At 71.8% G+C, this 26,256-nt stretch carries 20 protein-coding genes; 10 read left to right on the top strand and 10 right to left on the bottom strand.

The window, feature by feature from the left end; translation table 11 throughout:
- The first annotated feature begins 63 nt into the window (after positions 1-63).
- From EDD90_RS47005 to EDD90_RS46985, 5 genes are all read left to right on the top strand, one after another.
- Complete coding sequence (locus tag EDD90_RS47005; RefSeq protein WP_123979147.1) at positions 64-1,023, top strand: carbohydrate ABC transporter permease; 960 nt, start codon at positions 64-66, stop codon at positions 1,021-1,023.
- Positions 1,020-1,922, top strand: a complete 903-nt coding sequence (locus EDD90_RS47000; RefSeq protein ID WP_123979146.1) for a carbohydrate ABC transporter permease — start codon at positions 1,020-1,022, stop codon at positions 1,920-1,922. The genes EDD90_RS47005 and EDD90_RS47000 overlap by 4 nt, the downstream gene beginning before the upstream one ends.
- On the top strand, positions 1,919-2,908 hold the full coding sequence (locus EDD90_RS46995) for a zinc-dependent alcohol dehydrogenase family protein (protein ID WP_123979145.1): 990 nt from the start codon (positions 1,919-1,921) through the stop codon (positions 2,906-2,908). Before EDD90_RS47000 ends, EDD90_RS46995 begins: the two co-directional genes overlap by 4 nt.
- Before the next feature lie 248 nt (positions 2,909-3,156).
- Positions 3,157-3,531, top strand: coding sequence for a hypothetical protein (locus EDD90_RS46990; RefSeq protein WP_123979144.1), 375 nt, complete (start codon positions 3,157-3,159; stop codon positions 3,529-3,531).
- A gap of 200 nt (positions 3,532-3,731) precedes the next feature.
- Positions 3,732-4,097, top strand: coding sequence for a helix-turn-helix transcriptional regulator (locus tag EDD90_RS46985; protein ID WP_123979143.1), 366 nt, complete (start codon positions 3,732-3,734; stop codon positions 4,095-4,097).
- 42 nt (positions 4,098-4,139) lie between these two features.
- On the opposite strand, the gene EDD90_RS46980 is transcribed toward EDD90_RS46985, so the two are convergent.
- Positions 4,140-4,886, bottom strand: coding sequence for a FadR/GntR family transcriptional regulator (locus tag EDD90_RS46980; RefSeq protein ID WP_123979142.1), 747 nt, complete (start codon positions 4,884-4,886; stop codon positions 4,140-4,142).
- Between the two features lie 92 nt (positions 4,887-4,978).
- Between EDD90_RS46980 and EDD90_RS46975 the strand changes: the two genes are divergently transcribed.
- A complete protein-coding gene (locus EDD90_RS46975; protein ID WP_123979141.1) occupies positions 4,979-5,866 on the top strand; it encodes a carbon-nitrogen hydrolase family protein in 888 nt (295 codons plus the stop codon).
- Positions 5,860-7,221, top strand: coding sequence for an APC family permease (locus tag EDD90_RS46970; RefSeq protein ID WP_123982354.1), 1,362 nt, complete (start codon positions 5,860-5,862; stop codon positions 7,219-7,221). The genes EDD90_RS46975 and EDD90_RS46970 overlap by 7 nt, the downstream gene beginning before the upstream one ends.
- A gap of 233 nt (positions 7,222-7,454) precedes the next feature.
- Here the strand turns inward: EDD90_RS46970 and EDD90_RS46965 are convergent, their stop codons facing one another.
- Positions 7,455-7,895 carry a hypothetical protein gene (locus EDD90_RS46965; RefSeq protein ID WP_123979140.1) on the bottom strand — a complete coding sequence of 147 codons (441 nt, stop codon included), beginning with the start codon at positions 7,893-7,895 and terminating at the stop codon, positions 7,455-7,457.
- 389 nt (positions 7,896-8,284) lie between these two features.
- Here EDD90_RS46965 and EDD90_RS46960 point away from each other — a divergent pair, with 389 nt between their 5' ends.
- Positions 8,285-12,049 (top strand): hypothetical protein, encoded by a 3,765-nt coding sequence (locus EDD90_RS46960; protein WP_123979139.1) that lies wholly within the window; start codon positions 8,285-8,287, stop codon positions 12,047-12,049.
- 54 nt (positions 12,050-12,103) lie between these two features.
- Here the strand turns inward: EDD90_RS46960 and EDD90_RS46955 are convergent, their stop codons facing one another.
- From EDD90_RS46955 to EDD90_RS46925, 6 genes are all read right to left on the bottom strand, one after another.
- Entirely contained in the window at positions 12,104-13,267 is a 1,164-nt protein-coding gene (locus EDD90_RS46955; RefSeq protein ID WP_398928766.1) for a substrate-binding domain-containing protein, read from the bottom strand.
- A gap of 167 nt (positions 13,268-13,434) precedes the next feature.
- Positions 13,435-14,493 (bottom strand): ABC transporter permease, encoded by a 1,059-nt coding sequence (locus EDD90_RS46950; RefSeq protein WP_123979137.1) that lies wholly within the window; start codon positions 14,491-14,493, stop codon positions 13,435-13,437.
- Positions 14,490-16,094, bottom strand: a complete 1,605-nt coding sequence (locus tag EDD90_RS46945) for a sugar ABC transporter ATP-binding protein (protein WP_123979136.1) — start codon at positions 16,092-16,094, stop codon at positions 14,490-14,492. Before EDD90_RS46945 ends, EDD90_RS46950 begins: the two co-directional genes overlap by 4 nt.
- Before the next feature lie 47 nt (positions 16,095-16,141).
- Complete coding sequence (locus tag EDD90_RS57965; RefSeq protein WP_398927740.1) at positions 16,142-19,387, bottom strand: SpoIIE family protein phosphatase; 3,246 nt, start codon at positions 19,385-19,387, stop codon at positions 16,142-16,144.
- A gap of 82 nt (positions 19,388-19,469) precedes the next feature.
- Positions 19,470-20,402 (bottom strand): cyclase family protein, encoded by a 933-nt coding sequence (locus EDD90_RS46930; RefSeq protein WP_123979135.1) that lies wholly within the window; start codon positions 20,400-20,402, stop codon positions 19,470-19,472.
- A gap of 145 nt (positions 20,403-20,547) precedes the next feature.
- Positions 20,548-21,213, bottom strand: a complete 666-nt coding sequence (locus EDD90_RS46925; protein ID WP_123979134.1) for a hypothetical protein — start codon at positions 21,211-21,213, stop codon at positions 20,548-20,550.
- Positions 21,214-21,568: 355 nt separating this feature from the next.
- On the opposite strand from EDD90_RS46925, the gene EDD90_RS46920 reads away from it, so the two are divergent.
- Complete coding sequence (locus tag EDD90_RS46920; protein ID WP_123979133.1) at positions 21,569-21,868, top strand: hypothetical protein; 300 nt, start codon at positions 21,569-21,571, stop codon at positions 21,866-21,868.
- Positions 21,869-21,970: 102 nt separating this feature from the next.
- Here EDD90_RS46920 and EDD90_RS46915 read toward each other — a convergent pair whose 3' ends face one another.
- On the bottom strand, positions 21,971-22,663 hold the full coding sequence (locus tag EDD90_RS46915) for a hypothetical protein (protein ID WP_123979132.1): 693 nt from the start codon (positions 22,661-22,663) through the stop codon (positions 21,971-21,973).
- Between the two features lie 211 nt (positions 22,664-22,874).
- Here EDD90_RS46915 and ligA point away from each other — a divergent pair, with 211 nt between their 5' ends.
- A complete protein-coding gene (ligA, locus tag EDD90_RS46910) occupies positions 22,875-25,010 on the top strand; it encodes an NAD-dependent DNA ligase LigA (RefSeq protein ID WP_185149467.1) in 2,136 nt (711 codons plus the stop codon).
- Here the strand turns inward: ligA and EDD90_RS46905 are convergent.
- Positions 24,982-26,238: an MFS transporter gene (locus tag EDD90_RS46905; RefSeq protein WP_123979130.1), complete on the bottom strand. Its 1,257-nt coding sequence runs from the start codon at positions 26,236-26,238 to the stop codon at positions 24,982-24,984. The two genes, ligA and EDD90_RS46905, sit on opposite strands and share 29 nt — an antisense overlap.
- Between the last annotated feature and the right edge of the window lie 18 nt (positions 26,239-26,256).

Raw genomic sequence — 26,256 nt, 5'->3', positions numbered from 1 at the left:
GGCCCCGACGCCGGCCGGGCACCCGCTCCCCCACCCCGGCTGTCACCGGCAGAGGAACTCTCCATGACCACGCTCACCGCTCCGCCCACGACCGCACCACCACCCAGCCGCACGCGCTCGTCCGGCGGCGCCGGCAAGTGGAAGCGCCGTCTCCCACTGCTCCCGGCGCTCGTCTTCACCATCGTCGTCACGCAGTTGCCCTTCGTGGCCACCATCGTGATCTCCACGTTCCAGTGGAACATCCTCAAGCCGGGCGACCGGCACTTCGTCGGCCTGTCCAACTTCACGTTCGTCTTCACCGACGAACGGCTGCGCACCGCGGTCCTCAACACCGTCGTGCTCACCGCGTCGGTGGTGCTGATCAGCGTCCTCCTCGGCCTCGGTCTGGCGATGCTGCTCGACCGCCGGTTCGTCGGCCGGGGCCTGGCGCGGACGATGCTGATCGCGCCGTTCCTCGTGATGCCGGTCGCGGCGGCGCTGCTGTGGAAGCACGCCATCTACAACCCCGACTACGGCCTGCTCAACGGCACCCTCAACGCCGTGTACCGGCTGTTCGGCGCCGCCAACGGCCCTACGGTCGACTGGGTTTCGTCGTATCCGATGCCCGCCGTCGTCGTCTCCCTGGTCTGGCAGTGGACGCCGTTCATGATGCTGATCCTGCTGGCCGGTCTGCAGGCGCAGCCCGGTGACGTCCTGGAGGCGGCCCGGGTGGACGGGGCGTCGGCGCTGGCGACCTTCCGCCACATCACCCTGCCGCATCTGCGCCAGTACATCGAACTGGGCATCCTGCTCGGCACGATCTACGTCGTGCAGACCTTCGACGCGGTCTACACGATCACCCAGGGCGGCCCCGGCTCGCAGACGACCAACCTGCCCTACGAGATCTACCTGACCATGTTCCGCAAGTACGAGTACGGCCAGGCGGCCGCCGCCGGAGTGGTCGTCGTGCTCGGCTCGATCGTGATCGCGACGTTCGCGCTGCGCACCATCGCGTCGCTGTTCCGCGAGGAGGTGTCCCGATGACAGACGTCCCTGTGACGCGCGCAGCCGTCGCCGTGCCCGGTACTGGACTCAGGAAACTGTTGCGCCGGCGTCAGGACGACCAGGAGGCCGCGGCGCGGCTGTCCCCGCTGTGGACGTTCGTCGCCTGGCTCGCCACGCTGGCGTTCTTCGCGCCGGTGGCGTGGATGGTGCTCACCTCCTTCCACCAGGAGGCGGACGCGGCGACCAACCCGCCGACCCCCTTCGCCTCCCTCACCTTCGACCAGTACCGGCTGCTGTTCAGCCGGGACATCACCCCGTTCCTGCTCAACTCGGCGATGGCCAGCGTGATTTCGACCCTGCTGGTGCTGGCCTTCGCGGTGCCGACGGCCTACGCGCTGTCCATCAAGCCGGTCCAGAAGTGGACCGACGTGATGTTCTTCTTCCTCTCCACCAAGTTCCTGCCGGCCATCGCGGCCCTGCTGCCGGTGTACCTGATCGTCAAGGACGCCGGGATGCTGGACAACGTGTGGACGCTGATCGTCCTCTACACCGCCATGAACCTGCCGATCGCGGTGTGGATGATGCGCTCGTTCCTCGCCGAGGTACCCAAGGAGATCCTGGAGGCAGCGGAGGTCGACGGCGCGGGCCTGCTCACCGTGCTGTGGCGGATCGTCGCACCGGTCGCGGCCCCCGGACTGGCGGCCACCTCGCTGATCTGCTTCATCTTCAGCTGGAACGAGTTCATGTTCGCCGTGAACCTCACCGCGACCAACGCGTCGACGGCGCCGGTCTTCCTCGTCGGGTTCATCACCAGCGAGGGACTCTTCCTCGCCCGGCTCTGCGCCGCCGCCACCTTGGTCTCCCTGCCGGTCCTCATCGCCGGTTTCGCCGCCCAGGACAAACTGGTCCGCGGCCTGTCCCTAGGAGCAGTCAAGTGAAAGCCGCCGTCATCGAAGCCCCCGGCAAGGTCACCGTCACCACGGTGCCCGATCCCGCTCCCGGGCCGCGCGAGGTCGTGGTCGAGGTGGCGGCCTGCGGACTGTGCGGGACCGATCTCCACATCCTGCAGGGCGAGTTCGCACCGACCCTGCCGGTCGTGCCGGGCCATGAGTTCGCCGGGGTGGTCGTCGGTCTCGGGCGCGAGGTCACCGAACTGGCCGTCGGCGACCGGGTCGCCGTGGACCCCTCGCTGTACTGCAACGAGTGCCGTTACTGCCGGGCCGGACGCAACAACCTGTGCGACCGCTGGCAGGCGATCGGGGTGACCGTGGCGGGCGGCGCGGCCGAGTTCGCGGTGGCACCCGTCGCCAACTGCGTACGGCTGCCGGACCACATCGAGGTCCAGGACGCGGCCCTGATCGAGCCGCTGTCCTGCGCGGTGCGCGGCTACGACGTGCTCAACAGCAGGCTCGGCTCCCATGTGCTGATCTACGGCAGCGGCACGATGGGCCTGATGATGCTGGAGCTGGCCAAGCGCACCGGTGCCGCTGCCGTGGACGTCGTCGACGTCAATCCGGAACGGCTGGCCACGGCCGCGAAGTTGGGCTCCTCGCGGACGGCGCTCTCGGCCGACGGGCTGGAACGACCGGGCGGTTGGGACGTGGTGGTCGACGCGACGGGCAACGCGGCCGCCATCCAGGACGGCCTGGACCGGGTCGCCAAGGCGGGCACCTTCCTGCAGTTCGGGGTCGCCGACTACGCGACCCGGGTGACGATCGACCCGTACCGCATCTACAACCAGGAGATCACCATCACCGGCTCCATGGCCGTGCTCCACAGCTATGAACGCGCCGCGGAGCTGTTCGCCACCGGTGTCCTCGATCCGCAGGTGTTCATCAGTCACCGGCTGCCGCTGGCGGAGTACCCGCAGGCGCTGGAGCGGTTCGCCGCCGGCCAGGGGCGCAAGATCGTCGTGCTGCCCTGACGTCCGCTCGCCGCCGGGACCGGTCGTGCCGTCGTGCCGACCGTCGTCCCGCGGCACAGCGTCAACTTCGCTCTCCCTCGCACCGATTTCCGTCGCTCAAACGGACGGGCGACGCGGCTGTCCGGTCATCATCCGTCAGACCCGGAGACGCCGTCCCGGCACGGCTCCCCCCGACCTACGGTCCATGCATCGGACGGGACGGCGACCGCCGGTCCGTCGCAACCGACAACCAAAGGGGAGGCGCCGCTATGGCGAGCGTGGAAGTGTCGCTGAAGGAAATGATGGCCGGGGTCGAGGGGTCGCTGGGAGCCGCGGTCGTCGACTACACCAGCGGCATGGCCCTGGGAACGCTGGGCGGCGGCAAGGACCTCGACCTGACGGTGGCCGCGGCCGGGAACACGGACGTCATCCGGGCCAAGGTGCGCACCATGTCGGAGCTGGGCCTCAAGAGCCGGATCGAGGACATCCTGATCACACTGGAGAAGCAGTACCACCTCATCCGCCTGATCACCGGCCGCAGCGGGAACGGCCTGTTCCTCTACCTGGTCCTCGACAAGGAACGCTCGAACCTCGCCATGGCCCGGCACCAGTTGAAGCGGGTCGAGGAACAGCTGGAGGTCTAGCCGCCGTCCTGGGTCCGGGGCTTCGTGCGCCCACGATGTGAAAACTTCTTCAAGTGACCACATCAGCATGATCCCAAGTCATGCCTGCGCACGGCCCCGGACGGCAAGGATCGGCTGTACAGGGCCAATGCGGCGGTGCCGCGAGGCACCGCCGCACCCCGGCGGCCCACCCCACTCGACCCGGCAGAGAGCGAGCGGTCATGCAAGTCCCCCTCTACCAGGCCAAGGCGGACTTCTTCCGCATGCTCGGGCACCCCGTACGCATCAGGGTCCTGGAACTGCTCCAGCACGGGCCCGTCCCGGTACGGGAGCTGCTCGCCGACATCGAGATCGAGCCGTCCAGCCTCTCGCAGCAGCTGGCCGTCCTGCGCCGGTCGGGCATCGTGGTGTCCATCCGGGAGGGGTCCACCGTCAGCTACGCACTGGCCGGCGGCGATGTCGCCGACCTGCTGCGCGCGGCCCGCCGTATCCTCACCGAGCTGCTCGACGGGCAGAACGTGCTCCTCGCCGAGCTGCGCCAGGCCGACGCGTCCGTCCCGCCCGTGTCCACGAACAGCCGCGGCTGACCGTGCGTGCGGAGTGTCCCCGGGGGACTCGGGGGCGGCGCTTCAGTCGGTGAGCAGGCCGACGTACATCGTCCGGTGCAGGGTCTCGACGTGCCGCGCGGCGACCGCGCCGGCCGCGGCGGTGTCCCGGGCACGGAGGGCCTCGACGAGCCGCCGGTGCTCGGCGTTCGACTCACGCAGGGCGGCCATCGGGTACGGCAGGTAGTAACGGTAGAGCTCGCGCAGGACGGTGGCGTAGGGGACGTCGGTGCCGGGGACGCCGGTGGCCGCGGCCGTCGCCAGGTGGAACCGTTCGTCGAGGCCGTGGAACTCGGCCCAGCTCTCCGCCCGGTCCATGGCGTCCACCAGCTGCTGGAGCTCCGCCAGGGCCGCGTCGTCGGCGTGCTCGGCCGCCAGGTGGGCGATGCCGCACTCCAGGACCAGCCGGTGGTCGATCAGCCGGTGCACGGCGGCCGTGTCGGCGCGGTAGGCGGTGGTCGTGTCGATGACGCCCTTCGCGGGCTGCTCGGCGACCAGCGTCCCGCCGTTGCGGCCGCGGCGGCGCTCCAGTACGCCGTCCTCGCACAGGGAGACCAGGGCGCGCCGGGCGGTGATCTCGCCGACGCCCAGCGCGGCGGCGATCCGGTCGGTGCCGGGCAGGCGCTCGCCGGGGGCGAGCAGGCCGAGGTCCACGGCGAGGGCGATCCGGGCGCGCACCGCCTCCAGTGCGGACAGTCGCCGGATGCCGCTCAGCTGGGGAGCTTGCAGCTGCGCGGTCGGGGCAGCGGCTTCGGTACGGCGGCCAGGCATGGCGCCACCTTAACCATCCGCAGGACGTCATCTAAAACTGATCAGGATGATCAGTCTTGTTTAAGTGCTCATCCTGACCTATTTTCGTCGCCATGCCCCGTGCACTACCCCTGGCCCTCGGCCAGCTGCCTCCCCGTCCGGCCGGCGCACCGCTGTCCGGCTTCACCGCCGAGGTCGAGCGAATGCTTCTCGACTCGCCCGGCACCCGGATGGCCGTCTTCCCCGAACTCCATCTGTTCGGGGTGACCGGCCCGCCCGACGAGGCCGCGGGCGTGCTGCGGGAGGCCGCCGAGCCGCTGGCCGGCCCACGGGTCGGGGAGCTGGCGCAACTCGCCGGTGACCTGGGCATCTGGCTGCTGCCCGGCACGGTCCCCGAACGGGGCCCGAAGGGCGAGCTCTACAACACCGCGCTCGCCTTCTCACCCGAGGGCCGCCTGGTGGCGTCGTACCGCAAGGTCTTCCCGTGGCGCCCCACCGAGCCGTACGACCCGGGCGACCGCTTCGTCGTGTTCGACGCGCCCGGCACCGGCCGGATCGGCCTGGCCATCTGCTACGACGCCTGGTTCCCGGAGGTCGCCCGCCATCTGGCGTGGCTGGGCGCCGAGGTCATCGTCAACCCGGTGATGACGACGACGCCCGACCGGGAGCAGGAACTGGTTCTGGCCCGTGCGAACGCCATCGCCAACCAGGTCTTCGTCGTCAGCGTGAACACCGCGGGCCCGGTCGGCACGGGCCACAGCCTGGTCGTCGACCCGGAGGGCCGGGTGCGCACCGAGGCGCCGTCCACGGAGGCGACGGTCCTGGCCGACGTCATCGACCTGGACGACGTCACCCGCGTACGGGAGCACGGCACCGCCGGGGTCACCCGCATGTGGGCCCACTTCACCGACACCGACCGCCCCATAGAACTGCCGCTGTACGGCGGCCGTATCGATCCCCGCCGCTGGCACCCCGCCCCGTCCCCTGGAGCCGCATCGTGAACTCACCCGCCCCCGCGCTGGCCCGCACCCTGACCCTGAGATCGGTCGTCGTGTTCGGCCTGGCCTACATGGCCCCGCTGATCGTGCTCGGTACCTTCGGCGTGGTCGCCGACGAGACCGGCGGCGCGGTCCCCAGCGCCTACCTCGTCGCCCTCGCCGCCATGCTGTTCACCGCGCACAGCTACGGCCGGATGTCCGCGGCCCACCCGGTGGCCGGCTCCGCCTACACCTACGTACGGCGGGCCATCGACTCGCGCGTCGGCTTCCTCGTCGGCTGGGCCACGCTGCTCGACTACTTCTTCCTGCCGATGGTGATCTGGCTGATCGGCGGCGCCTATCTGCACGCCCAGTACCCGGGCGTCCCGAACTGGGTGTGGATCGTCGCCTTCATCGCCGTGACGACCGCGCTGAACGTGCGCGGCATCAAGACCGCCGAGCGCGTCAACGACCTGCTCATGATCTTCCAGATCCTGGTCATCGGGATCTTCGTGCTGCTGTCCCTGCGGCACGTCGTGTCGGCGGACGGGGCCGGCGCCCTGGCGAGTGCCACGCCGTTCGCCAACAGCGCCACGACCGCGACGGGCATCTCCGCCGGCGCGGCGCTGGCCGCCTACTCCTTCCTCGGCTTCGACGCGGTCACCACCCTCACCGAGGAGACCCTGGAGCCCGAGCGGACGATGCCCCGGGCCATCCTGCTGACCGCGCTGATAGGCGGCGCGATCTTCGTCGTCGTCGCCTACACCACCCAGCTCGCCCACCCCGGCTCCCACTTCAACGACGTCAGCTCGGCCGCCTTCGAGATCGCCAAGACCATCGGCGGCGACCTGTTCTCCTCGTTCTTCCTCGCAGGGCTGGTCGTCGCGCAGGCCGCGTCCGGCATCGCCGCGCAGGCCAGCGCCGCCCGGCTGGTGTACGCGATGGGCCGTGACTCGGTGCTGCCGCGCAGGATCTTCGGCCGTATCCACCCGCGGTTCCGCACTCCAGCCTTCAACGTGCTGCTCACCGGCGCGGTCGGCCTCATCGCCCTGCGGCTGGACGTCGCGACCTCGACGTCCTTCATCAACTTCGGCGCCTTCACCGCCTTCACCTTCGTCAACATCAGCGTCATCGCCACGTTCGTCCGGGAGCGCCGCAACGGCACCCGCCACGGTGTCCTGTCGTACGTCGTGGTCCCGGCGATCGGCGCGGCGGTCGACATCTGGCTGCTCGCCCATCTCGACGGCAAGGCCATCACCCTGGGCCTGATCTGGCTCGCGCTCGGCATCGTCCAGCTGGCCTGGCTCACCCGCCTGTTCCGCAAGGCGCCGCCGGAGCTGTCGATGCACGAGGACGAGCGGCTGCCGGAACCGGTGTGACCGCTTCGCCCTCGGGGCCCGACACCGCGAGAGCGGACGGGCCCCGACCCGCACGAGGCTGAGGCACACCTGGACCACCGTCATCTGTGGCGACGGCAGCCCCAGCTACGGAGCATCAGGTGGACCGCGGCCGCCGTCCTGTCGGCAGCCGCGGCCCGCAAGGGCGGCCGCGGTTCGATCAGACCCGCGAGCCTACGAGGTCACCGGGCAGCCAATACCACACGGAGCTCCCTTCACACGGCACCGCCGCACTTCCACGTCTGCGAGCCGCTGTAGTTGTAGATGCAGACACGCGACTTGTAGCCCGAGTCGTCCCAGTACCAGCCGGTGTTGTCCGCCTCGTCGACCACGTTGTGCACCGAGGAGACCATCGTCCACGTGCCGTTGTGGTAACGCTCCAGGAACATGCGGCACGTCTGACCGCTCCACGACTGGACCAGCCCTTGCGCGAACCAGTTGCCGTTCTGCTTCTCCGTGTTCATCCACCCCTTGCAGCTCGCGTCGGTCACCACGGAGGTGGGTTCGAAGTCGTCGGGATGCACGATGCCCGCGCGGTGACCGAGTCCCGGCCTCAGGGGGCCGGCGCTCGCCTGGCCGGCCAAGGCACCGACGACGCCCAGGAGCGCTGCGGCTCCTCCCGCGCCCAGCCGAACACCGATCTTCTTCTTGAGCATGAACTCCTCTTTTCCATCGGTCGGTCTGCCGTGCGCAACGGACGGCGGAACAGCGGTTCGCGCCCTCTGCTGCGTTCACGTCATCGAGTTCAGCGGGCCGGGCATTGAATGGGCAGCCGGTTCCGCCACCCTGATCAATGGCGACCGTGCAGGTCACGAGCGCAGTGGGGCGCACTGACCGAAGCACGTGCTTCTGGTTTGCCGCCCTGCCGCGGATGCGCGTAGCTTCGCGAGCCACAGCGCCACATCCGCGGGGAGTCAGGACGGGGGAACTGCCGATGGCGGGGCGTCGGGAAAGTCCACTTGATCCGGGTGCGGGTCCGGTCGCGCAGTTCGCTTTCGAGTTGCGCAAGCTGCGGACGGAAGCCGGCAGTCCGACGTACCGAGCGATGGCGCAGCGCACAGGGCACGGGGCGAGCACCCTGTCACAGGCGGCCGCGGGTGAGCGGATGCCGACCCTGCCGGTCGCGTTGGCCTACGTGCGTGCCTGCGGCGGCGACCAGACCGAGTGGGAGGAACGGTGGCATGAGGCTGCCGCCAAGGCGGCCGGCGAGCCGCGCACGGACGGCGAGGACGCTCAGCCGCCCTACCGGGGACTAGCCCGTTTCGAGCCCGCAGACGTCGATCTGTTCTTCGGACGGGGCAAGCTCACCGAGCACCTCTTCCAGCAGGCTTCTTCGCGCCGCTTCACGGCGGTGTTCGGCCCCTCGGGCAGCGGCAAGTCCTCTCTGCTGCGCGCCGGCCTCATCCCCCGTCTCCGCAACGCGGGTCCGACCGGTCCGCGCCCGGCCACCGTACGGGTGCTCACCCCCGGCGAACACCCACAGCGCACCCATGAACAGCGCCTCATGCCCGCCGGCGGGCATGAGGACACATGGCTGATCGTGGACCAGTTCGAAGAGCTCTACACCCTTTGCACAGACCCTGCCGAACGCGAGCAGTTCATCGACCGCCTCCTGACCGCCACCGACTCCGCGAGCCGGCTACGCGTCGTCATCGCAGTACGCGCCGACTTTCTGGGCCGCTGCGCCGAACACCGCCGGCTGACCGCGGCCCTGCAGGACGGCACCGTGCTCGCCGGGCCGATGAGCCGCGATGAACTGCGCGAGGCCGTCGTCAGGCCGGCACAGGCCGCCGGCCTGAACGTGAAACGCGGGCTGACGACCCGCATTCTCGACGAGGTCGAAGGAGAACCGGGGGCGCTGCCGCTGATGTCACACGCCCTGCTGGAGACGTGGCGCCGCCGCAAAGGCCGAGCCCTCACCGCAGAGGCCTACGATGGGGCCGGCGGTCTGAGCGGTGCCATTGCCCGCACCGCAGAAGCCGTCCACGCCCGTCTGACCCCGTCGCAGTCCGACCTCGCCCGCCGTATCCTGCTGCGCCTCATCACCCCGGGCGAGGGAACCCCCGACACGCGACGCCCCGCCCCCCGCTCGGAACTCGACTTCGGTGACCCCGTGGACACGGCCACGGTCCTCGAACACCTGGCCCGCGCCCGCCTGCTCACCCTCGAAGACGGCACCGTCGACCTCGCGCACGAGGCACTGATCACGGGCTGGCCCCGGCTACGTGAATGGATCGAGCGGGATCGCGAACTGATACGCCTGCACCACGCGTTGACCGACGCGGCCCGGACCTGGGCCGACCTCGGCCGTGATGCCGGTGCGCTGTACCGGGGCAGCCGGCTGACCGCGGTCGAGGAACACCTGGCACCGGCCCACCTCACCTCCGCCGAACGGTCCTTCCTGACCGCGAGTGTCACCGCGCGCGAACAAGAACGGCGTGCGGCCACCCGCGCGTCCCGGCGGCTGCGCCGACTTCGGACGGCCCTGTCCCTGGCCGCCGCGCTGATCCTGGTCACCGCCACGCTGGCGTGGCAGCAGAGCCGTTCCCGGGACCATGAGCAGGCGTTGGCCGAGGCCCGCCGAACGGCGGCGCTGGCCGATGCGCTGCGCGCGACCGACCCGGCCACGGCGATGGAACTCAGCCTCGCCTCATGGCGGCTCGCCGACCTCCCCGAAACCCGCTCGGCACTGATCGGTGCCATGACGCAGAAGGAACAGGACGCCTTCGTCGATCCGAACGCCGATCCGGCGGCCGAGCGGTACCTCGGAGCCGACGGCCGTACGCTGCTCAGCGCCGACAGCCGGCGCGTGGTGCTCTGGGACGTGCGTACGCACCGGAAGATCGCCACCTACCCCGGTCTGGGAGAGGAACTCAGCCAGGCGGGGGCGCTGAGCTCAGACAACCGCCGGCTCACGCTGCTGGGAGGCGATCTGCCACGGGGAGGCGATCAGGCACGGAGAGCCGATCAGATACGGGTGTGGGACATACGGGCCGGGCTGGTCGAACGCCCGGCCTTCTCCGCCGCCGACGGTGCCGAGTTCGGTCCGAGCGGCCGTACGGTGCTGCTGTACGGGACGGCCGGCGGACGGCATGTGGTCCGGCTGGTGGATGTGGCGAGCCGGCGCGTCCTGTTGCGGCTGCGTCTGGACACCGTGTCGCATGGTGCCGGCGCAGGGCCGATCCCGCTCTCGGACTGGAACACGCATCGCGTACTACGTCAACGCAGCCTCTCGGACTATCCGTTCCCCGACGCGGCGGTGAGCGCGGACGACAAGTTGGTGGCACTGTGCCGTCCGGGCAGGCCGGTAGAGCTGTGGACTGTCACCGGGCGACGGCGGCTCTCGGCCGCCTGGGCGCCCACCGTGACGGCCGACGACTGCCTTGAGGAGAACGTGCGGTTGACCCCGGACGGCCGTCGGCTCGTCCTCCTGACCACGTCCGGCGTACGGATCTGGGACATCGCGTCGGGAAAGCGCCTGCCCGGGATCTCGCACAAGGGGCTGCGGGAAGTGGAGTTCAGCCGCGACGGAACTTACCTGGTCGCATCCGATGCGGACGAGATCCTGCTGTGGCGGGTCGGCTCGGGGGCCTCGACCGCCCCGGCCCTCGTCCTCCGGTATCCGCTGCCCGACGAAACCGCCAGTGAACTCCGGATCGACCTGAAAGCACAGCGGATCAGCTACCTGGGTGGCAGCACGGAGGATGTCGTGCGGTCCCTGACCCTGCACGGCGCGACCGCGAACTGGCAGAACACGCCCGTCACCGCGGCTGCCTTCAGCCCGGACGGCCGGACCCTCGCCACCGCCCGGATGGACCGCGCCTCCGGGCGGACCAGGTTCCGAGTACGCACCGGCGACCGGGTGACCGACCTCCCGCCCGTCTCCTGTCCAGCTCCGCCCGGAGAACACCGCGCTCCCGCGCCCTGCACGGTCTTCCTGACCTTCCGACCCGACAGCCGCGTCCTCGCCTACGGAGTCAGCCACCCATACGAATCCGTGCCGCCGGAGCACGTTGCCCTGTGGGACATCGCGGCACACCGGGTCATCGCCACCCTGCCCACGGCTGAGACGAACCGCGAGCATCCCGGCCTCCCCTCAAACGCGGTCAACGGCATCGCGTTCGGCCCGCACGGGACGCTGCTGACCTCGCGCATCCCGGCGGACGAGGAGATCGAATCCTGGGACCTGAGCCGGAAGACCGTGGTCGGGCGGACGGCCGGCGTGGGTGGTGAGATCCTCGCGGTGCGTCCCGACCGGCGTCTCCTTGTCACCTCGCACGGCCAGCTGCTGGACCTGCGCACCGGCCGGGTGACCCGCCAGGTCCTCACCTCGGGCAGCGTCACCGCCCTGACGTTCAGTCCCGACGGCAGGTACCTGGCCGCGGGCGACGAGTCCGGGCAGGTCACCGTCTGGGACGGCAGCGTCCGCCGGCGCCGGGTCGTACTCCCGGCCGCCCCTGACCGACCCGACGACGGCGCATCCGGCACCGTGTCGGCGCTGGCCTTCTCACCGGACGACCGCACGCTGGCCACGGCCGAGCAGGACGGCACGCTGCGCCTGTGGGACAACACCTCCAACCAACGGCTGGGGTCGTCACTGCCGACGTCCGGCGACACGGTGCTGGCCCTGGCTTTCGGACCGGACAGCCGCACTCTCCATGCCTCCGGCGAGCACGTACCGCTCCAGCTCTTCGGGATCAGCCCTCGCGAGGTGGCCGCCAAGGTCTGCGCGCGCCTCGGCGAAGTGCCCCCGACCGACTGGCGGACCCGTGTGGCCTCCGTTCCCGACCAGCTGCTCTGCCCTCGATGACGGTACGGGTGCCGGATGTCACGACCGCCGCACGACATGCCCCCTGACGGTGCGTCACCTGCCCCAGATCTTTCGGTAGGCCTCCCGGTAGCCCGACGGGTCCCAGGAGGTCGCGCCGCCGGTGTTGGCGGCGGTGGAGACATGGACGGGTGCCGCGTATCCGCTGGCCGGGCTGTCGGAGAAGGCGCGGTTGAACTCGTCGACGATCTGCCAGCCCTGCTGGGTCAGCGGCTCGGGGACGGTGGCGGACTGGTACTGCCCGCTGTTGATGCGCTGGAAGGCGGACGGATCGCCGTCGCCCGCACCGATGTTGTACGGCGGTCCCGTACCCGGTGCGCCGGCCGCGCGGAAGGCGGGCGCGGCGTCGGCGAAGTAGAGGTCGTTGATGGCGACGGAGTGGGTCCAGCGGTCACCGAAACGGGACAGGAGCGAGGCGACCTCGCGCGGGGTGCGGCTGCTCGCGTCCGGGATCGGGATGTTCTCGTACGCCAGGACGCGCACGTCCGGGCAGGTGGCGAGCTCCTTCCTGATCAGCTCGGACTTCGTGAGGGCGAACGGGATCGAGGCGTCGGTGAAGAGCACCGCCCCGGCCCTGCCGCGCGAGTGCTCGATGACCCATTGGGCGCTGATGCGGGCCACGTCCTGGACGTGCGTGGTGACGTTGCTGAAGAGCGGGGGCCGCCGGCTGGGACCCGGCGCGGCGACCGCGTGCCAGCCCACCAGCGGGATCTTCTCGGCGGCGGCCCGGGAGACCTGCTGCGAGGTGGAACCGGGGTCGAAACCGCCGATGACGATGCCGGAGGGCTTGAGATCGACCGCCTGGTCCATCGCGGCCTGGATGCCGGCCGGGGTGCCGCCGCCGTCGATCACACGGACGTTCCAGCCGACGACCCGTGCCGCCTGCCGCACGCCCTGCGCGGCGCCGGCGACACCGGGGTTGGTCATCGTCTGGGCCACATAGACGAGGGATCTGCCCGTCACCGCGCGCGGGCCGGTCGTCGGCCCGCCCCAGGGCACATCGGTGCGTTCCGCGCGCTCGACGGCGGCGCGGGCGGTGTCGTAGACGGCGGGGCAGCCGATCGGGCCGGTGGTCGACTCCCCCGGCCCGGTGCGCGGGGAGCCGCGTTCGCAGCCGGCGAGAACGACGATCGTGGCCAGCAGTGCGGCGGTGCGGCGGGCGAACCGGCCTGGCCGGACACCGGGGCGGGCGGTGCGGATGCCGTACCCCGGATCGCCGGAGGACACGTCGGTCGGGGCGTGGGACAGGCCGCGGGCCCCCGCCTCCCACGTCACGGCGACCGGGCGCACCCTGTCTCCCGGAGAGACCGCTCCGGCGGGCAAGGGGGCTGCCTGCCCGTGTCGGCGGACCCGCCACGGAGAAGGCGTCATTCGGCGCTCCCCTCCGTCGGCGTCGGCGGGTCGGGCGGCAGGCCGCTGCCGGTGCGCAGGCGGCGACGGGACGCGTAGCCCGCGAGGCCCACGGCGACCAGGAGGGTGCCGCCGTAGAAGAGGGGGACGGTCCAGAAGTCGGCGCCCAGTTGGCCGATGCCGGTGAGGCCCACGGCGAGGACGGCGACCGCGACGACCGTGCCGAGGACGTTCGGGCGGCCGGGTCTGATCGCCGTCGAGCCGAGGAGGGCACCGGCGAAGGCGGGCAGCAGGTAGTCGAGACCGACGCTGGGGTTGCCGAGTTCCTGCTGGGCGGCGAGCAGCACCCCTGCGAAGCCGACGATCAGCCCCGACGCGGTGAACGCGTACACCGTGCAGGTGCGGGTGCGGATGCCGACGAGTTCGGCCGCGCGCGGGTTGGAGCCGACGACGTACAGATACCTGCCGAGCGGCAGCCGCTCCAGCACGAGCCAGAGGACGGCGGCGAGGGCCAGGACGTAGAAGGCGGGGAGCGGCAGGCCGAGGAACTTCGAGTCGTAGAGGTCGGTGAAGGGTGCCGGGAGGCCTTGCGGGCCGGGGACGATCCGGCCGCCTCCGGTGACCCAGCCGGTGATCGCGTACATCATGCTGCCGGTGCCGAGGGTGGCGATGAACGAGTCGATCCGGCCGAACTCCACGACGGCCCCGTTGAGGACCCCGGCGAGGCCACCGCCCGCCACCACGGTGAGACAGGCGAGCGGCCAGGGCCAGCCCACGTCGACGATCAGCTTCATCACCATAACGTGGGCGAGGCCGAGGCCGTAGCCGAGGGAGAGGTCGAAGGCGCCGGTGACGATGGGGACCATGGCGGCGAGCGCGAGGACGGCCGGGATCGCCTGGGTGGACAGGATCGAGTCGACGTTGTCCAGCGTGGGGAAGGTCCGGGGCAGCGCCAGCGAGAAGACCAGGACGAGGAGGAGCGTGAGGGCCGGCAGCCCGTAGGAGCCGATCAGGTGGCCGCCCGGCCGGGGCGCACGGCCGGTCACGACCCGCAACCGGCTCCGGAGGCCGGTCATGGTCTGCCACCCGCTCCGGGACCCGGTCCCCGACCGCCGCCCGTCCCGGAATCCGGTCCCCGTCCACCACCGGTTCCGGGAGGGGGTACAGCCGAGGCCGCCCGGGTGAGTTCGGCGGCTGTGAGGGCGGTGCCGCTCAGTTCGGTCGTCACCCTCCCGCGGACCAGGACGACGGCGCGCCGGCACACGTCCACCACCTCCTCGAAGTCGCTGGAGACGAGCAGGACCGCGAGGCCCTGGCCGAGGGCGTCGTCGAGCAGTCGGTGGATCGCACCCTTGGCGCCGATGTCGACGCTCGCGGTGGGCTCCTCCAGGATCAGCAGTCGGGGGCCCGCGCGCAGCCAGCGGCCGATCATCACCTTCTGCTGGTTGCCGCCGGAGAGCGTGGCGACGGGCGCCTCGGTGTCGCGCGGGCGCACGGTGAACCGGTCGACCAGCTCGGCGGCCTCGGCCCGTTCCCGGCGCGGGCGGATCCGGTGCAGGGCCGGGACGCCGTCGGCGCGGGGGTTGGCGAGGAGGTTCTCGCGCACGGTCAGCTGGGGGAGGCAACCCTCCCGGAGCCGGTCGCCGGGGACCAGGCCGACGCCGCGGGCGACGGCGTCGGCGACCGTGCGGGGGCGATAGGGCCGGCCGTCGAGCGTGGCGGTTCCGCCGAGCACGGGCAGGGCACCGGCGAGGGCACGGCCCAGCTCGACGTGCCCGGCGCCGGAGAGGCCGACGAGGGCGACGGCCTCGCCGGCCCTCAGTACGAGGCTCACCGGGCCGACGCCGGTGGTACGCAGTCCTTCGAGGGTGAGGACGGCCGGTGCCCCGGCAGGGACCGGCGCGGTGGGACGACGGCCGAAGGGTTGCTCGCCGACGATGTCGTGGACGAGACGGGCGGGGCTGTACCCGGCCAGGAGGCCGCGGCTGACGAGCCGGCCGTCGCGCAGGACGGCGAAGGTGTCGGCGACCTGGTGGACCTCGTCGAGGCGGTGGCTGACGTAGAGGATCGCGTGGCCGCGGTCGCGCAGGTCGTGCAGGCTGCGGAAGAGCCGGGCGCAGTCGGCGGCCGGGAGGCGCGCGGTGGGCTCGTCGAGGACGATGAGCCGTGCGTCGGCCGCGAGTGCCCGGGCGATGGCGACCAGGGAACGCTCGGCGGGGGCCAGCCGGGCGACCGGTTCGTCGGGGTCGAGGTGTACGGCGATGGTCCGCAGGGCGTCGGCGCAGCGCTCGCGGGTGCGGCGCCAGGAGATCAGGCCGGCACGGCGCGGGTATCCGGTGCCCAGGGCGACGTTCTCGGCCACCGTCATCCAGTCGACGAGCCCGAGGTCCTGGTGGATGAAGGACATCGCGCCGGTGGCCACGGGGCTGCCGAGAGGGTGTCCGATGACGGTGATCCGCCCGGCGTCGGGACGGTGGACGCCGGCGAGCACCTTGATGAGCGTGGACTTTCCGGCACCGTTGGGTCCGAGCAGGGCGAGGACGCTGCCGGCGTGGACGTCGAGGTCGACGCCGTCCAGTGCGACGGTCCCGCCGAACCTCTTCACGAGCCCGCGGATGCTGACCACGGGTTCCGCCGCGGAGGCGGGAGCCGCATCCTGGCCGGGAGCGTCACACACGGGAAAAAATTACATCAATCCATACGATATGGAGCGCCGAAGGGGCCTCACACGCCGTCGACTCCGCATTCGGCCCAGATGACCTTGCCCTCCGCCAGGTGCCGGGTGCCCCAGGCCCGGGAGAGCTGGGCGACCAGGAACAGGCCCCGGCCGCCCTCGTCGGTGCTGGCCGCCCGGCGCAGGTGCGGGGCGGTGTTGCTGGTGTCGGAGACCTCGCAGATCAGGGTGCGGTGGTGCAGGAGCCGTACCCGGACGGGGCCGGCGCCGTGCCGGATGGCGTTGGTGACCAGCTCGCTCAGGATCAGCTCCATGACGAACGCGGTCTCGTCGAGGCCCCACTCACGGAGCCTGCCGAGGGCGGCGGCGCGGACCTCACCGACCAGGGCCGGATCGGCGGGCAGCTCCCAGGTGGCGACCCGGTCGGGCCCCAGGGCGTGGGTGCGGACGACCAGCAGGGCGACGTCGTCGCACGGGTGCGCCGGCGCCACGCTGTCGAGGACCGCCTGACAGGTCTCCTCGGGGGTGCGCTCCGGGCGGTCCGCCAGGGCGCTGCGCAGCTGTTCCAGGACGGCGTCCACATCGCGGTGGCGGTCTTCGATGAGTCCGTCGGTGTAGAGGACGAGCTGGCTGCCCTCCGGCAGGTCGACCTCCGCGGAGTCGAAGGGCAGCCCGCCGAGACCTAGCGGAGGACCGGCGGGCAGGTCGGGGTAGGAGACGCTGCCGTCGGGTCGGACCAGCGCGGGCGGCGGGTGGCCGGCGCGGGCCATGACGCAGCGCTGCGTGGTCGGGTCGTAGACGGCGTACAGGCAGGTTGCGCCGATGATGCCGGAGCCCTCGCCGTCGGGGTCGTCGCGGTCCAGCCGGCCGACCAGGTCGTCCAGATGGCTGAGCACCTCGTCCGGCGGGAAGTCCAGTTCGGCGAAGCTGCGGGCGGCGGTACGCAGCCGGCCCATGGTGGCGGCCGAGAGCATGCCGTGCCCTACGACATCGCCGACGAGCAGCCCGATCCGGGCACCCGGGAGAGGGATGACGTCGTACCAGTCGCCGCCGACGTCCGATTCGGCGGGCAGATACCGGTGGGCGATCTCCACGGCGTCCTGGTCGGGCAGCCGGTGCGGCAGGAGTCTGCGCTGGAGGGCCAGGACCATCGAGCGCTCATGGGTGTACCGGCGGGCGTTGTCGATGGAGAGGGCCGCACGTGCGGCCAGTTCCTGCGCCAGCGAGCGGTCGTCGTCGCCGAAGGCGGCGGAGCCCTGCGCGCGGTAGAAACTGGCGATGCCCAGCACGACCCCCTGGGCCACCAGCGGTACGGCGATCAGCGAGTGCACATGGGCCAGCAGTTGCTCGGTGTGCTCGGGATCCTGCGCGAGCCAGCCCGCGGCGACCTGCAGGTCCGGCTCCAGCTCCGCCCGGCCGTGGGTCAGACAGCGCAACTGGGGGGTGGTCGGGCCGAATTCGATCCGTTTGCCGACCGGCGTGAACGGCAGCCCGTTGCGGACCCCATGCACCACCGTCCGGCGCAGATCACCCAGCGGATCGTCGGACTCCTCGCCGCGCAACACGGCATCGGGCAGGTCGACGGTCACGAAGTCGGCCAGCTTCGGCACGGCCGTCTGGGCCAGTTCCTCGACGGTACGGCGGACATCGAGCGTGGTTCCGATGCCGGCGCCGGCCTCGGACAACAGCTCCAGCCTGCGCCGCGCGGCAAGGGCGTAGGCACCCACCCCGGGCTCACCGAAGAGAACGAGACGGCGGGGTGGAGCGGAGGTTCCGGGGGCGCCTGAGATGTCGGGGGTCCCGGGCGCGGTGCTGCGACCGGTCACGGGGGCGTCCCGGCCGGTTGCGGGGGCGGCCTTGTGGCCGGTCGCGGGGGCTGTACGACCGGTCGCAGAGACCCTGTGGCCGGTCGCGGGGGCGATACGGCCAGTCGTGGAAGCCCTGTGGCCGGTCACCGGGGCGATACGGCCGGCCGCAGAAGCCTTGTGGCCGGTCGCCGGGGCGATACGGTCAGTCGCAGAAGCCTTGTGAGCGGTCGCAGGCGCGATACGGCCGGCCGCAGAGGCCCTGTGGCCGGTCACGGCCTGCTCGGGGGCGTCGGTCGCGGCACCGGTCGCGCAGTCCGTCGCCGCAAGGGTGTCGGCGCGGGTGTCGGCTTCGGCGTCGGGCCCGCGCCGCACCGCCGGGGCCGCGGCACAGCCCACGAGGAGATCGGGCGCCCGTTCGCGGGGCTGTCCGGCACTCGCCGCGCCGTCCGCGGAGATGTCCAGCAAACGTCCCGCCACCACACGGCCCGGCGATCCGGGCCCGGCCCGCGCAGCCGGGCTCCCGAGGGCCCCGCCCGGCAACGTCCGCCGATGCGAAACGATCAACGACGCCCCTGCCGCCGCCCCCGGCAGCGTCATTTCGACTGCGAGGCCCTGCACCCCCGCGGCGCCGGTCACCGGGCGGCTGACGAGCGTGACACAGCGGCCGTCGGACAAGAAGACCCGCGCGCTGCCCTGCTCGGCGTGGGAGATGAACTCGGCGGCCTTCTCCATGAGGGCGGCCCGGTCGTCGGCGCGGAGATCCAGGGCGGGTTCGTCGATGGAGAGGGCGGAGGCGGGGCCGGCGGCGGACTGGTATGCCCGCAGGAGGACTCGCTCGCGTGCGGAACTCTGCCGTAGCAGCCGGCGCTCCACGGCCTGTGCCGCCCGGCGGATGACGTCGGCCAGGGCCGGGTCCTCGGCGCTGCGCTGGTAGCCGAAGCAGAGCACGCCCTCCATTCGCCCGCTGAGCGGGTCGCGGACGGGCAGCGCGATGCAGGCGTTGCCCTGGGCGCGTTCCGCGAAGTGCTCGGCTCCGAAGACCCGGACGAGGCCGCGCTCGGCGAGGGCGAGACCGATTCCGTTGGTGCCGGCGAACCGCTCGGCGAAGACGAAGCCCGGCTCCACCTGGATCGCGGGAAGGCTGCGGACCATCGACGGGTCACCGAAGCGGCGCAGCAGGACGATGCCGTTGGCGTCGGCGAGGGAGATGTTGATCCGGCTGCCCGAGAACCGGGCCTGGAGCCGGTCGAGCACCGGCGCCGCCGCCCGCACGATCCGCCCGCCGGGATCGAAGTCGTCGCGGAAGGGCAGGTCGGACCGGTCCGGCGAGAGACCGAGGGAACGGCAGCGCAGCCAGGAGTCCAGGATCGACGTCCGTACCCCGTTCTCGACCGGCTCGCCCTGAAGGAACCGCTCACGGAAACGAACGGGTCCCGAGTCACCCTTCGGATACCTCGCAGGCACTGACTGCCTGCCGGACCGAATCACGCCTTGCCTCGCTCACATTCGCAACAACCGGCATTACGTAAAAACCTCATATAAGTGAGGATACGGACATCGGCGGCGAGAGTCACAGCACCGCTACCGGGTTGACGGGCGATCCCGTCCCGCCAGGGATGTTCAGCGGGGCCACGACCAGCATGAACGTGTACCGGCCGGCCTCGGCGGTCGCCGCGGACAGGGCCTCCAGGTCGAGGTTGTCCAGCAGCGGCACCCCCAGCGCGGCCACGGCCAGGGCGTGCACCGGCGAGTGCACGCCGGGCACGGGCGAGGGCCGTACGTCGCTGTCGCCGTCGCCACCGAGCAAGGCGATGCCGCGCTCGGCCAGCAGCGGTACGGCGTCCACATGAAAGCCCGCGCTCAACGCCCCCGAGTCCCAGGCACCGACTTCGCGTCGGCGCCTGGCGTGCCCGGAGCGCAGCAGCACGGCATCGCCTTCGCCGACGGTCACACCGAGCGCCCGCTCGACCGCGAGCACGTCCGCCGCGCGTACCGCCCGCCCCGGCTCCAGCCAAGGGACGTCGAGGACAGCGGGCAGATCGAGCAGCACGCCCGTCGTGACGAGCGGACCGAGCTCCGACACCGCTCCGAAGCGGGCGCCGCCCGCATCGATGTGACCGCGCGCCGAGCGGCCGTCGTACAGCTCCCCCCGGTAGGCGACGTGGCTGAGCGCGTCGAGGTGGGAGATGCCCTTGCCGTGGTAGTCGGCGGCGACGAAGTCCTTGTGGGTGGCCGGTTCCGGGCTCTCCACGTCACCCAGGTCGGTCATGTGGTGCAGGGCGGGCCTGGGGTTGTCCGGGCCGGAGCGGGTGTTCCAGGGCAGGGCCGTGGGTACGACGGTCCCGGACCGCACCAGGGCGGCAGCCCGACGTGCGTGCTCGGCGGTCACCCGGTTGAAGGCCCCGCGACCGGCCGCCGGCCAGCGCCCCCAAGTGCGCAGCGACATGAAGAGCTCGTCGAACTCCTGCCGGGAGACGACCGGGCCGGAGATGTCGGAGGTCATCGGCTTCCATCCCTCCCACGACCAGGACTCCAGCAGGACTCCAGCAGGACTCCAGGCTGGCATCCAGGAGACGGCCCGGCGACTCCGGCGCTCCCTCCGGACAGCTCCCTCCGGACGGCCACGGGACCGCCGAAGAGCACTCGGGTCAGCTGAGGCCGAGGCGGCTGAGCGCGGTGGTCCAGTCCGTCACTATGGCCTGCTGCGCGGCGGCGAGGGTGACCTTTCCGGAGCAGACCGCGGTGTGCAGCTTCGTCTCCACCGGGTCCTTCGCGTTGTTCACCCCGGAGCCCTTCTTGTGGCCGGGGTCGGCCGGCTCCACCCACAGGTTCCGCGGGTCGTTGGGGTCGCCGCCGAGCTGCAGGCTGATCAAGTGGTCGTACTCGTCATTGCTCAGACTGCCGGTATCGCTGTAGGAGGCCGCGTTGAGCCGCTTCTCCTTGCCCGTCACATAGGCGGAGGGGCGTACCCCGGAGGTGTAGCCGCCCTTGCGGCATATCGTCGACGCGATGTTCGCCTGCGTCACGGCCGGGGAGATCGCGCCCGGCGTGCACGCCGGATCCTGGAGCGGTTCACCCTTCTCGTACCGGTAGTGGCACGACCCCGCCGACGGCTGTTGCTGGACCGTGTAGTTCTTCTGCGGACCGGCCCCGACCGCTATCTTCCGACCGGCACCACCGGCCGCACCGGACGCCGGGGCGGATGCGCTCCCGCCCGGAGACGGTGACGAACCGCCGAGCGATCCGGACTTGCAGCCCGCGAGTATCAGGCAGGACAGCACCGCTATCGAAGCGGCGCGGCGGGTGGACGTCATGACGGCCTCTCATGGTCAGGCAACGGCTGAGGAGATGCTGCCCTACCCGGCCGGAGCCCTACCGCGCGGGGGTACGGCGCACAGAGGCGAGCCGGTCGCCGCAGGCGGACCGAAGGGCCCGCCGGCCTCCGGGAGGACCGAATCGGCGCGCGTCGTGGAACGCATGGGCCAAAACGATGCCCGGGGGACACGGCACAAGGAGCGTGCGGGGCACGCGCGGTGAGCGCCCGCACATGCCACAGCTCCCGGCGCTCCGGCGAGCCGTACCGTGCGCCGTTGCCGCCGCCGTCGGAGCGGGGAGACCGTGGGGCGGCATCCGCCGGATCCGGCGGACAACGGACAGGAGCACCCGACCATGCCCGTCATCGTGACCTTCGACCTCGAGAACACGCCTGCCGCCCAGGAGTTGTACGACACCTGCATCGACCGCGTCACCGAAGGCCGGGGCTTCGCCTCGCCGGCCGACCTGCCCGCGCCCGGGCTGCTCGCCCACATCGCCGGGCCGGTCGGCGGCTGTTGGCGCGTCACCGACGTATGGGAGTCTCCCGAGTCGTTCGAGGCCTTCGCCAAGATCCTCGGCCCCGTCCTCACCGACCTGGGCTACGGCGATGTCCGGCCGGACGTCTCGCCTGCCCACAACGTCGTCCTGCGCTGAGCCCTGCCGGCGGCGTGCGCCTCCCGGGGACGCGCACGCCGTCACCGGCATCGGCATCGCGTACGGCCTGCGAGGCGCTCCGCCGCGCTGCCGGGCCCGCGGCTACGCGTGGGCGCTGATCACGCCGCCCGCGCTGAGCACGATGTAGACGCGGTCGACCTCGGCACCGACGTCCTGCCCGTTCGCGTCCAGCGTGGCGGACACGCCGCCGGCGTCGCCGAGGATCCGCGCGCGGTAGTGGTCCTCACCGACCTTGGTGACCTTGGCCGTCCAGCCGCCCATGAGCTCGGAGGTGCCCGGTCCCTCGTGTCCGCCGCCCATCCAGGCCTGGACCCGGCCGTCGCGGGTGAGCAGGATGAACATGTCGTTGGCGTCGAGCCCGGCGTCCCGGTGGTTCGTCTCCATCGTGCCCAGGACGTCACCATGGTTGACGATCTTGAGCAGGTAGTGCTCGGTACCGAGCTTGCGGATCTCGGCCTTGCTCCCGTCGGGCAGGGTCTGGGTGCGGACCGGGGATGCCGTCTTGGGGGATGCCGTCCTGGGCGTGGCGGCGGGAGTGGTGGAACGGTGCGCGGCGGTCGTCTGCGTCCGCAGACCGGTCCCGGCGCCGCTGGTCTTGGCCCCACCGAGCCCACCGCCCTCACCGGTGGAGGGGGAGGCGGAGACCTTTTTCTCCCAGCCGGCGGCGGCGTCCTTGCCCCCGCTCTGGCAGGCGGTCAGCGACAGTGCCGCGGCGGCGGCGACGGCCACCAGGCCGGCGGCACGGGCGGTACGGCGGGCACGGTTCGTGGTCATGATGAAAGCTCCCCCATGGGCGGTCAGGACGCGGCATCTCCCCCTGCTCCCGCAGGGCGACCGACCGCATCGGCTGTTTCGCTGCACCCCGTGAGATGGCCCCGGGGCGGGCGTTGTTCACCCGGCTCTGTCCGTATCCGGTAACAAGGCGACGGCCCTGCAGCCCCTGCGTCCGGTCCCGTTGTCAGTGGTGGGCGGCAGGATGCGGCGTATGACAACACCTGCAGCAGTGATCGTGGATGCCGCCGCCTACGCACAGGCGGTCGAGGACGCCGTAGAGGCAGCAGCCGCGTACTACGCGGGCGGCACCTCGCCGCTGGACGACGACGCCTACGACCGGCTGGTGCGCGGGATCGCCGCATACGAGGCCGTACACCCCGAACAGGTGCTGTCCGGCTCCCCCACCGGGAAGGTGGCCGGCGGCGCGGTGGAGGGCGATGTCCCGCATTCGGCGGCGATGCTGAGCCTGGACAACGTGTTCTCCGCCGAGGAGTTCACCGCCTGGACCGAGTCCCTGGCCCGTCGTGTCGGGCACGAGGTGACCCGCTTCCACGTCGGGCCGAAGCTGGACGGCCTGGCGATCGCCGCCCGCTACACCGCCGGCCGACTCACCCGGCTGATCACCCGGGGCGACGGGACGGCCGGGGAGGACGTCTCGCACGCGATCGGCACCATCGAGGGACTGCCCGAGCAGCTGGCCGAGCCGGTCACCGTGGAGGTGCGCGGCGAAGTCCTCATGACGAACGCGCAGTTCGAGTACGCCAACGAGGTGCGCACCCAGCACGGCGGGCAGCCGTTCGCCAACCCCCGCAACGCCGCGGCCGGCACCCTGCGGGCCAAGGAGCGCGTCTACACGGTGCCGATGACGTTCTTCGGCTACGGACTGCTGCCCCTGCCCGCCACCGACCCCACGCTGACCGAGCGGCTGAACACGTCCGCGCACGGCGATCTCATGCGTCTGGTCGCCGAGTTCGGTGTGCACACCAGCGCCCGCACCGACATCCCGGACACCGTCGCCGAGACCGTCGAGCAGGTACTGGCCCGGGTGGCGGAGATCGCCGCGGTCCGTGCCGGGCTGCCGTTCGGCATCGACGGCATCGTCATCAAGGCCGACCTCGCCGCCGACCAGCAGGCCGCGGGATCCGGCTCGCGCGCACCCAGATGGGCGATCGCCTACAAGCTCCCGGCCGTGGAGAAGATCACCCGGCTGCTGGAGGTGGAGTGGAACGTGGGCCGCACCGGGATCATCGCCCCGCGCGGCGTCCTCGAACCGGTCGTCATCGACGGCTCCACCATCACCTACGCCACCCTGCACAACCCGGCCGACATCACCCGCCGCGACCTGCGTCTGGGCGACCAGGTCATGGTGCACCGCGCGGGCGACGTCATCCCCCGTATCCAGGCCCCGGTCGCCCACCTGCGTACCGGCGACGAACAGCCCATCGCCTTCCCCGAGACCTGCCCGCGCTGCGGATCGGCCATCGACAGGAGCGAGGAACGCTGGCGGTGCGCGCAGGGCCGCAACTGCCACCTGGTCGCCTCGCTCTCCTACGCCGCCGGCCGCGACCAGCTCGACATCGAAGGCCTCGGCGCCACCCGCGTCGTCCAGCTCGTCGACGCCGGCCTCGTCACCGATCTCGCCGGCCTGTTCGCTCTCACCCGCGAACAGCTGCTCGGGCTGGACCGGATGGGCGAGACCAGCACCGACAACCTCCTCGCCGCGATAGCCAAGGCCAGGCAGCAGCCGCTGTCCCGGGTGCTGTGCGCGCTCGGTGTGCGCGGTACCGGCCGGTCCATGTCCCGGCGTATCGCCCGCCACTTCGCCACCATGGACGCCGTGCGCGCCGCCGACGCCGAGGCGATGCAGCAGGTCGAGGGCATCGGCGTGGAGAAGGCCCCCTCGATCGTCGCGGAACTGGCCGAACTCGCCCCGCTCATCGAACGACTGGCCGCCGCGGGCGTCAACATGACCGAGCCCGGCGCCACCCCGCCCTCCCCCGCGGACGCCGCGGCACCCGACGGCGAGGCATCTCCCGGCGAGGCGCCCGCGGCCGCGCCGGAGGCGGGCCCGCTGGCCGGGATGACCGTGGTCGTCACCGGCGCCATGACGGGTGCCCTGGAGAAGCTCTCCCGCAACGAGATGAACGAGCTCATCGAGCGGGCCGGCGGCCGCTCCTCCTCCAGCGTCTCCAAGAAGACCACCCTCGTCGTGGCGGGAGAGGGCGCGGGCTCCAAGCGCGCCAAGGCCGAACAACTCGGCGTCCGGCTCGCCACGCCCGACGAGTTCGGCGCCCTCGTCGCCGGCTTCCATGGAGGCGTCACGGATCGGCCGGGCGAGCCGGTGTGAGGGCTGGGCCGGTCATGGGGGCCGGGCGGGTGATCGGGGGGAGCCGTCGGACGCGCCGTCCGATCACAGCGGACAGCGCGAGTGCGCAGGACGCGGAGACGACGCCGCCCAGGACCAGACTGGAGCGGGCGCCGAGGGTGTCCGACACCAGGCCGACCAGTGGGGCGCCGACAGGGGTGCCGCCGAGGAGGACGAGGAAGTAGACGGACATGACACGACCGCGCAGCTGCGGGTCGGCGTGGAGCTGGGTCAGTGCGTTGGCGGTGGTGGTCACGGTGACCGCGGCGAAACCGGTGGGGATCAGCAGGGCCATGAAGGTGCCGTAGCCCGGCATCAGGCCCAGTGCCGCCTCCAGCACTCCGAAGACCACGGTGGTGGTGGTCAGGCGTCGGACCGTGGGGGGCTTGCCGCGGCTCGCCCCGTGGATCGCGCCGACGAGGCTGCCCACGGCGTAGGCGGCGGAGAGGTACCCGAAGGCGGCGGCGCCCGAGTGGAAGACGGTCATGGCCGCGAGCGAGATGGTGACCTGGAAGTTGAGGCCGAAGGTGCCGACGACGGCGATGAGACAGACCGGCAGGAGCAGCTCCGGGGTGGAGGCGATGTCGTGGAAGGCGTCGCGCAGTCGAGCCCGGTCTGTGCTGGGCCGGCCGGGGCCGGCCGTGCGGATGGTGATCAGGCCGTAGAGGACAGCCAGGTACGAGGCGGCGTTCGCGAGGAACACGGGACCGGTGCCGAAGGCGGCGACGGTGAGGCCGGCGAGGGCGGGGCCCAGGACGCGGGCCATGTTGAACTGGGCGGCGTTCAGGCTGACCGCGACGGCCACGCCCTCGCGGGCGACCAGTTCGCAGATGAAGGCGCTGCGGGCGGGGCCGTCCACCGCGGTGGCCGTGCCGAGGACGAAGGCCAGCGCGTAGACGGAGAGCGGGTTCACCGCCCCGGTGACGGTCAGCAGTCCGAGCAGGAGGGACTGCGCTCCCATGGCCGTCTGGGTCAGGAGCAGCAGTCGCCGCCTGGGGTACCGGTCGGCGAGGACGCCTCCGGTGAGGCCGAACAGGGTCTGCGGCAGGAACTGCAGTGCGGTCACGAGGCCGACCGCACTGCCGCTGTTGCCGGTGAGGTGGAGGACGAGCAGGTCCTGGGCGGCGCGCTGCATCCAGGTGCCGATGTTGGAGGTCAGCTGCCCGAGCAGGTAGCGACGGAAGTTCCGGGACATGAGTACGGCCGTCATCCGCATGCGGGTACCGCC

The sequence above is a fragment of the Streptomyces sp. Ag109_O5-1 genome, from assembly GCF_003814875.1.
GTDB classification, from domain to species: Bacteria; Actinomycetota; Actinomycetes; order Streptomycetales; family Streptomycetaceae; genus Streptomyces; species Streptomyces sasae.
The sequence above is the reverse complement of the archived record's forward strand: the minus strand, read 5'-3'. Positions and strand labels throughout refer to the sequence as shown.